Origin of the sequence: Micromonospora gifhornensis, assembly GCF_016863515.1 — a bacterium.
In the GTDB taxonomy this organism is placed as follows: Bacteria; Actinomycetota; Actinomycetes; order Mycobacteriales; family Micromonosporaceae; genus Micromonospora; species Micromonospora gifhornensis.
This window is the reverse complement of sequence record NZ_BOPA01000028.1, coordinates 150,562-162,416: the sequence shown is the minus strand read 5'-3', so window position 1 is coordinate 162,416 and position 11,855 is coordinate 150,562. Positions and strand designations below refer to the sequence as shown.

The following is an 11,855-nucleotide window of genomic DNA, read 5'->3' as shown; positions in this document are numbered from 1 at the left end:
GCGGGCCGTTCACATAACGCACGGCAGTGAGGGCGGGGTGGGCAACCACCTCGCCCTCACTGTGTTCGCCGGTGACCTCGCCGCCAGCCGTCGCGGACCGGGCTGGCAGAGTGGAGGGGTGAGCATCCCGCAGGGCCGGCGCGCCAGCCTGGACAAGCAGCCGCACGAGGTCGCCGCGATGTTCGACGGGGTCGCGGCCCGCTACGACCTGACCAACACCGTCCTCTCCTTCGGCCAGGACCGGTTCTGGCGGCGGGCCACCCGCGCCGCGCTCGACCTGCGCCCAGGGGAGCGGGTGCTCGACGTGGGCGCGGGCACCGGGGTCTCCACCGAGGAGCTTTCCCACTCCGGGGCGTACGCGGTCGGTGCCGACCTGTCGCTCGGCATGCTCTACGCCGGCAAGCGCACCCGGCCGCAGGTGCCGCTGCTGGCCGGGGACGCGCTGCGGTTGCCGTTCGCCGACGCCAGCTTCGACGCGGTGACGATCTCCTTCGCGTTGCGCAACGTCAACGACACCGACGCCGCGTTGCGCGAACTGGCGCGGGTGACCCGTCCGGGTGGCCGGCTGGTGGTGTGCGAGTTCAGCACTCCGGTGAACCCCGCCTTCCGTACGGTCTACCTGTCGTACCTGATGCGGTCGCTGCCGGCGGTGGCGCGGACCGTCTCCAGCAACCCCGACGCGTACGTCTACCTTGCCGAGTCGATCCGGGCCTGGCCCGATCAGGCGGCCCTGGCCGCCCGGGTGCAGGCGGCCGGCTGGGGTCGGGTGGCCTGGCGCAACCTGACCGGTGGTGTGGTGGCCCTGCATCGCGGCATTCGGCAATGATTGGCGATATTTAGGAGAAAATCGGTCATTCGCCCTGATTTGCGGCTTAGGCTGGCCGGCATGACGGATCCGAGGGATGTCGCCGACGGCGACGCCGCCGAGTTGGTGGAGCAGCTGCGGGATCTGGCCGGCGCGGATCCGGCGGAGGTGCGGCAGGTGGTGTCCGAGGTGCTGGCGGCCCTGGACCGGGCCGCCGGAGGCGCCCTGCGCGAGCACCTGCCGGAGACGATCCGGGCTGGTCTCGACGCGGCCAGTCCGGTTTCACGAGTTAGGTAGCCCTAACAAACCGAGCGTACGGCCACAGTCCTAGACTCGTCTCGGCTGGCTTGTGAAGCATTTCACGAGCACGCGGGGAGGAGGCGCAAATGACTGCGGTGGAGAACGACGCCGACGTGATCGTCGTGGGCGCCGGTCCCGGTGGCTCGGCGACCGCTTACCACCTGGCTCGGCACGGCGTACGCGTGCTGCTGCTGGAGAAGACCGAGTTCCCTCGGGAGAAGGTCTGCGGTGACGGGCTGACCCCCCGCGCGGTGCGCCAACTGATCCGCATGGGTGTGGACACCTCGCCCGAGGCCGGTTGGCTGCACAACCGCGGCCTGCGGGTCATCGGTGGCGGCGTCCGACTGGAACTCGACTGGCCGGATCTGGCCAGCTTCCCGAACTACGGCCTGGTGCGTACCCGCCTCGACTTCGACGACCTGCTCGCCAAGCGGGCGGTCTCCGCCGGTGCCGACCTGCGCACCAGCGTCAACGTCATCGGCCCGGTGCTGGACGACAACGGCCGGGTGATCGGCGTCGAGGCCGAGACCGGCCCGGACAAGGCCCCCGCCACCTTCCACGCGCCGCTGGTGGTCGCCGCCGACGGCGTCTCCGGTCGGTTCCCCCTCGCGCTGGGGCTTGCCAAGCGCGAGGACCGTCCGATCGGCGTGGCGGTGCGCCGCTACTACCGCTCCGAGGTCCGGCACGACGACGACTACCTGGAGTCGTGGCTGGAACTGCGGGCCAAGGGCACCGGCGAACTGCTGCCCGGGTACGGCTGGATCTTCGGCCTCGGTGACGGTCGGGTCAACGTCGGGCTGGGCATCCTGAACTCCTCCTCGGCCTTCGGCAAGACCAACTACCGACGGCTGCTCACCGACTGGTTGGCCAACACCCCACCGGAGTGGGGCATGACCGACGAGGCGAACGCCGAAGGGCCGACCCTCGGCGCGGCGCTGCCGATGGGCTTCAACCGGGTGCCGCACTACACCCGTGGCGTCATGCTCGTCGGCGACTCCGGCGGCATGGTCAACCCCTTCAACGGCGAAGGCATCGCGTACGCGATGGAGTCCGGCGAACTGGCCGCGGAGGTCGCGGCGCAGGCGCTGGCCCGACCGGCCGGTGCCGAGCGGGAGCGGGCGTTGATGGCCTACCCGCAGGAGCTCAGGACGCGCTTCGGCGGCTACTACCGGCTCGGCGGGATCTTCGTGAAGCTGATCGGCCGCCCGGAGGTCATGCGGGTGGCGACGAAGCATGGCATGCCGCACCCGACGCTGATGCGCTTCGTGCTCAAGCTGCTGGCCAACCTCACGGACCCCCGGGGCGGTGACGCGATGGACCGGGTGATCAATGCGATGACCCGGGTCGCGCCAGCGGTCTAGGACGCAAGGCCACCCCGCCGGAGGGCGTCGGGTGGGATGTGAATAGTGTGAATTTCGCCAACGAACGAGGGCAGGGAAGGACGAGCAGGAGAAGAATATGTCGCTCTCGCCTTACGTACCCATCATCGGGCTGTTCGCCCTTGCCGCGGCCTTCGCGCTGTTCTCGACGGTCGCCACCCGGTTCACCGGGCCTCGGCGCTACAACCGAGCCAAGCTCGAAGCCTACGAGTGTGGAATCGAGCCTAGCCCGCAGCCGATCGGTGGCAGCCGCTTTCCGGTCAAGTTCTATCTGACGGCGATGCTGTTCATCGTCTTCGATGTGGAAATGATCTTCCTTTACCCGTGGGCCGTCTCTTTCGACGCCCTACCGGTGTTCGGGCTCGTGGCCATGTTCGTGTTCATCGGTGCGGTCTTCGTCGCGTACGCCTACGAGTGGCGTCGCGGCGGCCTGGACTGGGACTGAGGGAGGAACCCAGATGGGTATCGAGGAAAAACTTCCCGCCGGTGTCCTGCTCACCTCGGTGGAGAAGCTGGTCAACTGGTCGCGCAAGTCCTCGGTCTGGGGCGCCACGTTCGGCCTGGCCTGCTGCGCGATCGAGATGATGGCCGCCGGTGGGCCGCACTACGACATGGGCCGCTGGGGCATGGAGGTCTTCCGGGCCTCGCCGCGCCAGGCGGACCTGATGATCGTCGCCGGCCGGGTCAGTCAGAAGATGGCCCCGGTGCTGCGCCAGATCTACGACCAGATGGCCGAGCCCCGCTGGGTGCTCTCCATGGGCGTCTGCGCCAGCAGCGGCGGCATGTTCAACAACTACGCCATCGTGCAGGGCGTCGACCACGTCGTACCGGTCGACATGTACCTGCCCGGCTGCCCGCCGCGGCCGGAGATGCTCATCGACGCGGTGCTCAAGCTGCGCGAGAAGATCGGCCACGAGCCGCTCGGGGCGAACGGTCGCAAGATGCTCGCCGCCCGCGAGGCACGCGGTGACGTGCCGGTGGTGCCGTACGGCTCGATGCCGTCGTCGTACCGCAGCGACAAGGCCCGGCGGGCCGAGTGGACGAAGGCTGTCCGTGAGGGCCGCGAGGAGCAGCTGCGGATCGAGAACTGGATGAAGGCCCAGAACCACCTCCAGCCGTACCGGGGGATCAAGTGACTGACTCCAAGCCGAGCACCGGCGGCGTACCGGTTCCGGTGACGCCGGCCGGGGCGACAAGTGGCGCTCCCGCCGAGCTTCCTCCGTCGGCACCGGCCGGCCGGGGCATGTTCGGCAACCAGGGCAGCGGTGACGTCTCCGGTTTCGGTGGCCTGGTCCGGCCGCAGCGCACCATCGAGGATTCGCCCCGGCCGTACGGTGGCTACTTCGACGAGGTCCGTGACGCGCTGGAGGAGGCGTACCCGGCCTTCGGCGAGGCGATCGAGCACGTGGTGGTCGACCGTGGCGAGCTGACCCTGCACATCCGGCCGGAGCGCATCGCCGAGGTCTGCCAGGTGATGCGGGACGACCCGGCGCTGCGTTTCGAGCTCTGCTCCTCGGTCTCCGGGGTGGACTACCTCGGCGCCGACGACCGTCGGCTGCACGTGGTCTACCTGCTGACCTCGATGACCTACCGCCGGCGGGTCCGGTTGGAGGTCGCGGTCTCCGCCGAGGAGCCGCACCTGCCGAGTGTCACCGCCGTCTACCCGACGGCCGACTGGCAGGAGCGGGAGGCGTACGACATGTTCGGCGTCATCTTCGACGGTCACCCGGCGCTGACCCGGATCCTCATGCCGGACGACTGGGAGGGTCACCCGCAGCGTAAGGACTACCCCCTCGGCGGTGTGCCCGTGGAGTACAAGGGCGCCGAGATCCCGCCGCCCGACAAGCGGAGGTCGTACCAGTGAGCGCTTCCAACTACGCCACCGAACGCGAGACCACCGAGGGTCGCGTCTTCAACGTCACCGGCGGGGACTGGGACGACGTGGTGTCGGGGGTCGACCCGATCAACGAGGGTCGCATCGTCGTCAACATGGGTCCGCAGCACCCGTCCACGCACGGCGTGCTCCGGCTGGTCCTGGAGCTGGAGGGCGAGACGGTCCGGGAGGCCCGCTCGGTCATCGGCTACCTGCACACCGGCATCGAGAAGAACCTGGAGTACCGCAACTGGGTCCAGGGTTCCACCTTCGTGACCCGGATGGACTACCTCTCGCCGATCTTCAACGAGACGGCGTACGCGCTCGCGGTGGAGAAGCTGCTCGGCATCACCGACGACGTGACCGAGCGGGCCAACACCATCCGGGTGCTCATGATGGAGCTGAACCGGATCTCCTCGCACCTGGTCTGGGTGGCCACCACGGCCATGGAGCTCGGCGCGATCAACATGATGCTCTACGGCTTCCGGGAGCGCGAGTACATCCTGGAGATCTTCGAGCTGATCACCGGGCTGCGGATGAACCACGCGTACGTCCGGCCGGGCGGTGTCGCCCAGGACGTGCCGGACGAGGCGATCGTCAAGATCGGCGACTTCCTCAAGCTTCTGCCGAAGCGGCTCAAGGAGTACGAGGACCTGCTCTCCGGTCAGCCGATCTGGCTGGAGCGGACGCGCAACGTCGCGGTGCTCGACGTGACCGGCTGCGTGGCGCTGGGCGTCACCGGCCCGGTGCTGCGTTCCGCGGGCCTGGCCTGGGACCTGCGCAAGACGATGCCCTACTGCGGCTACGAGACGTACGAGTTCGACGTGCCGACGCACGCCGACGGTGACGTCTGGGGCCGCTACCTGGTCCGGATGGCCGAGATGCGCGAGTCGCTCAAGATCATTGAGCAGGCGGTCGACCGGCTCAAGCCCGGCCCGGTGATGGTGGCGGACAAGAAGATCGCCTGGCCGGCGCAGCTGGCCATCGGTGTCGACGGCATGGGCAACTCGCTGGAGCATGTCGCCAAGATCATGGGGCAGTCGATGGAGTCCCTGATCCACCACTTCAAGCTGGTGACGGAGGGCTTCCGGGTGCCGCCGGGGCAGGTCTACGTGGCGGTCGAGTCGCCCCGTGGCGAGCTGGGCGTGCACGCGGTCTCCGACGGTGGCACCCGGCCGTACCGGGTGCACTACCGGGAGCCGAGTTTCGTCAACCTCCAAGCCCTGCCGGCGATGGCCGAGGGCGGCCTGATCGCCGACGTGATCGCCGGCGGCGCTTCGCTGGACCCCGTGATGGGAGGTTGTGACCGGTGACTACGGTCTTCACCGACGAGACCCGGGCCCGGGCGCGGGAGATCATCGCCCGCTACCCGGCCGACCGGTCGCGCTCGGCCCTGCTGCCCCTGCTGCACCTGGTGCAGTCCGAGGAGGGCTACGTCTCCCCGGCCGGTGTGGCGTTCTGCGCCGAGGTCCTCGGCCTGAACAAGGCCCAGGTCGGCGCGGTCGCCAGCTTCTACACCATGTACAAGCGCCGGCCCACCGGCGACTACCTGGTCAGCGTCTGCACGAACACGATGTGCAACGTGCTCGGTGGCCAGGAGGTCTACGACACCCTCGCCGAGCACCTGGGCGTCGGGCACGACGAGACCACCGAGGACGGCAAGATCACGCTGGAGCACGCCGAGTGCCTGGCGGCCTGCGACTACGGCCCGGTGATGACCGTCAACTACGACTTCTTCGACGGAGTCGACCCGCAGGGCGCGGTGGGCCTGGTCGACGAGCTGCGGGCCGGCAACCGGCCCACGCCGAGCCGGGGCGCCCGCCTCTGCACCCTCAAGGAGATGTCGGTCCAGCTCGCCGGGTTCGCCGACGAGCGCGAGGGCGCGGTCGCCGACGGCGTGCCGGGCGAGCCTTCGTTGCGCGGCCTGCGGCTGGCGCAGCAGCACGGTGTGGCGGCACCGGGCTTCGACCCGAACACCCCGATCCGCAGCAGCAAGGCCGGTGACAAGCCGGCCCCGGCCACCCCGCCGAAGGCGGCACCGACCGGGACCACCGCACCCGACGTCGCGGCTCCCGACCGCAAGTCGCCGCAGGTGCGTACAGCCGAGACCCGCCAGCCGGACGCGAAGACCGCCGTGCCGGACGCACCCGGCACGAAGGTCCCGACCGACGGTGCGGCACCCGGGCCGCGGGACGCCCAGGCGGCGGAGGCGGCCGGTGTGGCGGCCAACAAGCCGGCCAGCGACGCCAAGCCCGCCGGCGACGACGCCGAGGCGCAGGAGCGCAACCTCAGTGAAGCGGAGTCCACCGGCCGTGGCTCCGCGAACGACAAGGGGGGTCAGAAGTGACCACGCCTCGGCCGGAGACCCTGGCCAAGCTGACGCCGGTGCTGACCAAGCGCTGGCTGTCGCCCGACGCCTGGCAGATCGGCACCTACGAGAAGCTCGACGGCTACGCGGCGCTGCGCAAGGCGCTCAAGGCCCACCCGGACGACCTGATCCAGCTGGTCAAGGACTCCGGGCTGCGCGGCCGTGGCGGCGCGGGCTTCCCGACCGGTCTCAAGTGGGGCTTCATTCCGCAGGGTGACGGCAAGCCGCACTACCTCGTGGTGAACGCCGACGAGGGCGAGCCGGGCACCTGCAAGGACCTGCCGCTGATGACGCACGACCCGCACTCGCTGGTCGAGGGCGTGATCATCGCGTCGTACGCGATCCGGGCCAGCCGGGCCTACATCTACATCCGGGGCGAGGCGGTGCACGCCGCGCGTCGGCTGCGCAACGCCGTCGAAGAGGTGAAGGCCAAGGGCTACCTGGGAAAGAACATCCTGGGCAGCGGCTTCGACCTGGAACTGGTGGTGCACTCCGGCGCCGGGGCGTACATCTGCGGCGAGGAGACGGCGCTGCTCGACTCGCTGGAGGGCTTCCGCGGCCAGCCTCGGCTGCGTCCGCCGTTCCCGGCCACCCACGGCCTGTACGCCAGCCCCACGGTGGTCAACAACGTCGGCACCATCGCCAGCGTGCCGTACATCGTGCTCGGCGGCGCGGACTGGTGGAAGTCGATGGGCACGGAGAAGTCCGCCGGCCCGATGATCTACTCGCTCTCCGGCCGGATCGCCAACCCCGGCCAGTACGAGTGCGGCCTCGGCATCACGCTGCGCGAGCTGATCGAGCTGGCCGGTGGGATGCAGCCGGGGCACAACCTGAAGTTCTGGACCCCGGGTGGCTCGTCGACGCCGCTGCTCACCGCCGAGCACCTGGACGTGCCGATGGACTTCGAGGGCGTCGCGGCAGCCGGGTCGATCCTCGGCACCACGGCCACCCAGATCTTCTCCGACCAGGACTGCCCGGTCTACGCGACCTACCGGTGGCTGGAGTTCTACCACCACGAGTCGTGCGGCAAGTGCACCCCGTGCCGGGAGGGCAACTACTGGATGGTGCGGGTCTACCGCCGCATCCTGGCCGGTCAGGGCACCCACGACGACCTGGACACCCTGCTCGACACCTGCGACAACATCCTCGGTCGCTCGTTCTGTGGCCTGGGTGACGGTGCCACCAGCTCGGTGACCTCGTCCCTGAAGTACTTCAAGCAGGACTACCTCGACTACATCGAGGGCCGGACTGCGCCGAAGTTGTCCGACAAGCAGTTGGTGGGAGCCCACTAATGACGGACGTAGCGAAGTCGACCGAGACGGTCACCCTCACCATCGACGGTGTCGAGGTCACCGCCCCCAAGGGTGCGCTGCTGATCCGGGTGGCCGAGCAGATCGGCACCGAGATCCCCCGGTTCTGCGACCACCCGCTGCTGGCCCCGGCCGGCGCCTGCCGGCAGTGCCTGGTGGAGGTGGAGGGGCAGCGCAAGCCCGTCGCCTCCTGCACCCAGACGGTGGCCGAGGGCATGGTGGTGCGTACCCAGCTCACCTCCCCGGTCGCCAAGAAGGCGCAGGAGGGGGTCATGGAGCTGCTACTGCTCAACCACCCGCTCGACTGCCCGATGTGCGACAAGGGTGGCGAGTGCCCGCTGCAGAACCAGGCCATGTCGACCGGGCGCACCGACTCCCGGTTCCACGAGCACAAGCGGGAGTACCCGAAGCCGCTGCCGATCAGCACCCAGGTGCTGCTCGACCGCGAGCGGTGCGTGCTCTGCCAGCGCTGCACCCGGTTCTCCGAGGAGATCGCCGGCGACAAGTTCATCGACCTGATGAACCGCTCCTCCGCCGAGGAGATCAACATCTACCGGGACGAGGCGTACGGTGAGGAGGGCGACTCCGGGGACGTCCCGTTCAACTCGTACTTCTCCGGCAACACCGTGCAGATCTGCCCGGTCGGTGCGCTGACCGGCACCCAGTACCGCTTCCGCGCCCGCCCGTTCGACCTGGTCTCCACGCCCAGCGTCTGCGAGCACTGCTCGGCCGGCTGCGCCCAGCGCACCGACTGGCGGCGCGGCAAGGTGCTGCGCCGGCTGGCCGGCGACGACCCGCAGGTCAACGAGGAGTGGAACTGCGACAAGGGCCGCTGGGGCTTCCAGTACGCCCGGGCCACCGACCGGCTCACCACCCCGCTGGTCCGCGACCAGAGCACCGGTGAGCTGCGGGAGGCTTCCTGGAGCGAGGCGCTGCGCGTCGCCGCCGAGGGTCTGCGGGCCGCCCGTGACGGTGGCCAGGGTTCGGCGGTGCTCACCGGCGGCCGGCTGACCGTCGAGGACGCCTACGCGTACGCGAAGTTCGCCCGGGTCGCGCTGCACACAAACGACATCGACTTCCGCGCCCGGCCGGTCTCCCGCGAGGAGGCCGACTTCCTGGCCAGCACGGTCGCCGGCAGCACCGACGTCACCTACGCCGACGTCGAGAAGGCCCCGGCGGTGGTGCTGGTCGGCCTGGAGCCGGAGGAGGAGTGCCCGATCCTCTTCCTGCGCCTGCGCAAGGCGTACCTGAAGAACAAGCTCAAGGTGTACGCGATCGCCCCGTTCGCCACCCGCGGCCTGGAGAAGCTCGGTGCCAAGCTGGCCCGGGTGGTGCCGGGCGAGGAGGCCGGGGTGCTCGCCGAGCACGCGACGGTCACCGAGGCGCTCAGCGCCGAGGGCGCGATCCTGATCGTCGGCGAGCGACTGGCCAGCGTGCCGGGTGGTCTCTCCGCCGCCGCCGAGGTGGCCGCGCGTACCGGCGCGAAGCTGGCCTGGGTGCCGCGGCGCGCGGGTGACCGTGGCGCGGTGGACACCGGCTGCCTGCCCAACCTGCTGCCCGGTGGGCGTCTGGTCACCGAGCCGGCCGCCCGCGCCGAGCTGGGTGAGGCCTGGGACATCCCGGCCGGGGTGATCCCGAGCCAGGCCGGTCGGGACACCGACGGCATCCTCGCCGCCGCCGCGGCGGGTCAGCTCGGTGCCCTGGTGGTGGCCGGCGTCGACCCGGCCGACCTGGCCGACCCGCGGCTGGCCGAGCAGGCCCTGGACGCGGTGCCGTTCCTGGTCAGCCTGGAGCTGCGGGCCACTGCGGTGACCCGCCGGGCGGACGTCGTCCTGCCGGTCGCGCCGGTGGTCGAGAAGGCCGGCAGCTTCCTGGACTGGGAGGGTCGGCTGCGTCCGTTCGACGCGGTGCTGACCACGGCCGCGATGACCGACGGTCGGGTGCTCGACGCGCTCGCCGCGCAGCTGGACGTGCGGTTGGGCACCGGGGACGTGCTGAGCGTCCGCCGCGAGCTGGGTGGACTGCCGCAGACCAGGACGACCCGGCCGGGCGCCCCGTCGGTCACGCCGAGCGCGGTGCCGCAGCCGGGTGCCGGCGAGGCGGTCCTGTCGACCTGGCACCAGCTGATCGACCTGGGCAGCCTCACCGACGGTGACGAGCACCTGGGTGGCACCGCCCGTCCGCCGGTGGTCCGGCTGGGCAAGGGCACCGCCGACGCGCTCGGTGTCGCCGACGGCGACCCGGTGACGGTGGGCACCGACCGGGGGGCGTTGACCCTGCCGGCGGCGATCACCGAGATGCCGGACGGGGTGGTCTGGCTGCCCACCAACTCGCCCGGCGCGACCGTGCGGCGCAGCCTGGGCGCGACCTCCGGCGCAGTGGTGCGGATCTCCGCGCCCGGCACGACCGAGTCGGTCGCCGCCGACGCGGCCGGCCGTCCGGGCCCGCTCCTCAACTCCTCCGGGGGTGTCGCATGATCCCGATCGCTCAGCCACCGTCGCTTTCCGACTTCGGTCACGACCCGTGGTGGCTGGTCCTTGGCAAGATCGTCTTTGCCTTCGTCGTCGCACTGCTCGGCACGCTGCTCGGTGTCTGGTTCGAGCGACGGGTCGTGGGGCGGATGGCGGTGCGGCCCGGCCCGAACCAGCTGGGCCCCTTCGGTCTGCTCCAGACCCTCGCCGACGGTCTGAAGATGGCATTCAAGGAGGACATCCTCCCGAAGGCCGCCGACAAGGTCATCTACTTCATCGCCCCGGCCATTTCGATGATCTGCGCGGTCACCATGCTCTCGGTGATCCCGTTCGGTCCGATGGTGAGCATCTTCGGCCACCAGACGCCGCTGCAGGTCACCGACGTGTCGGTGTCGGTGCTTGTGGTGCTGGCCCTGTCGTCGATGGCGGTGTACGGCATCGTGCTCGCCGGTTGGGCCTCCGGTTCGACCTACCCGCTGCTCGGTGGTCTGCGCTCCACCGCCCAGCTGATCTCGTACGAGGTGTCGCTGGGTCTGTCCATCGTGGCGGTCTTCATGCTCGCCGGCACGATGTCCACGAGCGAGATCGTGGCCGCGCAGGGGCAGGGCGTCACGCTCAACCTGTTCGGCGCCGAGCTTCCCGGCCCGGGCTGGTTCGCACTGCTGCTCTTCCCGAGCTTCGTGGTCTTCTTCATCTCCATCGTCGGTGAGACCAACCGGCCGCCCTTCGACATGCCCGAGGCGGAGTCGGAGCTGGTGGCGGGCTTCATGACCGAGTACAGCTCGCTGAAGTTCGCGCTGATCATGCTCAGCGAGTACGTCGCGATGGTGGCCATGTCGGCGTTCACCGTGACGCTCTTCCTCGGCGGCTGGTACGCGCCGTGGCCGATCAGCATCTGGTCGGGTGCCAACTCCGGTTGGTGGCCGCTGCTCTGGTTCTTCGCCAAGGTCATCCTGCTGGTCTTCGTCTTCGTCTGGCTGCGTGGCACGCTGCCCCGGCTGCGCTACGACCAGCTCATGCGCCTCGGCTGGAAGGTCCTCATCCCGGTCAGCCTGGTCTGGATCGTCTTCCTGGCCACCTGGCTCAAGGTGCAGGACTGGGAGCGCAACGACCGGCTGGTGGTGTTCGGCATCCTCGGCGGTATCGCACTGATCGCCGCCCTGTTCTGGCCGAACCGCAAGCCGGAGCAGAAGCCGACCGTCGCCGAGCAGGTCGAGAACCGGCCGCAGGGCAGCTTCCCGCTGCCCCCGATGGACCTGCAGGTACCACCGAGCCCGCGCACCCGGCGCATGGTCGCCGAGCGGGAGCCGGCCAACGTCCCCGCCGGCCAGGACTCTGAGGAGGTGTGA

Annotated in this window: 11 protein-coding genes; all 11 read left to right on the top strand. The window is 70.1% G+C overall.

What is annotated here, in order from left to right:
• The first annotated feature begins 118 nt into the window (after window positions 1–118).
• The 11 genes from Vgi01_RS20900 (at window position 119) to nuoH (ending at window position 11,855) form a co-directional block, all read left to right on the top strand.
• Complete coding sequence (locus Vgi01_RS20900) at window positions 119–826, top strand: demethylmenaquinone methyltransferase (RefSeq protein WP_102657977.1); 708 nt, start codon at window positions 119–121, stop codon at window positions 824–826.
• Between the two features lie 60 nt (window positions 827–886).
• Entirely contained in the window at window positions 887–1,102 is a 216-nt protein-coding gene (locus Vgi01_RS20895) for a hypothetical protein (RefSeq protein ID WP_204292108.1), read from the top strand.
• An 89-nt stretch (window positions 1,103–1,191) separates the two neighbouring features.
• Window positions 1,192–2,466, top strand: a complete 1,275-nt coding sequence (locus Vgi01_RS20890) for a geranylgeranyl reductase family protein (protein ID WP_204292107.1) — start codon at window positions 1,192–1,194, stop codon at window positions 2,464–2,466.
• 97 nt (window positions 2,467–2,563) lie between these two features.
• Window positions 2,564–2,929 carry an NADH-quinone oxidoreductase subunit A gene (locus Vgi01_RS20885; RefSeq protein ID WP_013731018.1) on the top strand — a complete coding sequence of 122 codons (366 nt, stop codon included), beginning with the start codon at window positions 2,564–2,566 and terminating at the stop codon, window positions 2,927–2,929.
• Window positions 2,930–2,942: 13 nt separating this feature from the next.
• On the top strand, window positions 2,943–3,620 hold the full coding sequence (locus Vgi01_RS20880) for a NuoB/complex I 20 kDa subunit family protein (RefSeq protein ID WP_102657964.1): 678 nt from the start codon (window positions 2,943–2,945) through the stop codon (window positions 3,618–3,620).
• Complete coding sequence (locus Vgi01_RS20875; RefSeq protein ID WP_204292106.1) at window positions 3,617–4,348, top strand: NADH-quinone oxidoreductase subunit C; 732 nt, start codon at window positions 3,617–3,619, stop codon at window positions 4,346–4,348. Before Vgi01_RS20880 ends, Vgi01_RS20875 begins: the two co-directional genes overlap by 4 nt.
• On the top strand, window positions 4,345–5,670 hold the full coding sequence (locus Vgi01_RS20870; protein ID WP_204292105.1) for an NADH-quinone oxidoreductase subunit D: 1,326 nt from the start codon (window positions 4,345–4,347) through the stop codon (window positions 5,668–5,670). The genes Vgi01_RS20875 and Vgi01_RS20870 overlap by 4 nt, the downstream gene beginning before the upstream one ends.
• Window positions 5,667–6,704 (top strand): NADH-quinone oxidoreductase subunit NuoE, encoded by a 1,038-nt coding sequence (gene nuoE, locus Vgi01_RS20865; protein ID WP_204292104.1) that lies wholly within the window; start codon window positions 5,667–5,669, stop codon window positions 6,702–6,704. The genes Vgi01_RS20870 and nuoE overlap by 4 nt, the downstream gene beginning before the upstream one ends.
• On the top strand, window positions 6,701–8,017 hold the full coding sequence (gene nuoF / locus Vgi01_RS20860) for an NADH-quinone oxidoreductase subunit NuoF (protein WP_204292103.1): 1,317 nt from the start codon (window positions 6,701–6,703) through the stop codon (window positions 8,015–8,017). Before nuoE ends, nuoF begins: the two co-directional genes overlap by 4 nt.
• Complete coding sequence (locus tag Vgi01_RS20855; protein ID WP_204292102.1) at window positions 8,017–10,512, top strand: NADH-quinone oxidoreductase subunit G; 2,496 nt, start codon at window positions 8,017–8,019, stop codon at window positions 10,510–10,512. Before nuoF ends, Vgi01_RS20855 begins: the two co-directional genes overlap by 1 nt.
• The gene (gene nuoH / locus Vgi01_RS20850) at window positions 10,509–11,855 is read left to right on the top strand and encodes an NADH-quinone oxidoreductase subunit NuoH (RefSeq protein WP_204292101.1); all 1,347 of its coding nucleotides are present in this window, start codon (window positions 10,509–10,511) and stop codon (window positions 11,853–11,855) included. The genes Vgi01_RS20855 and nuoH overlap by 4 nt, the downstream gene beginning before the upstream one ends.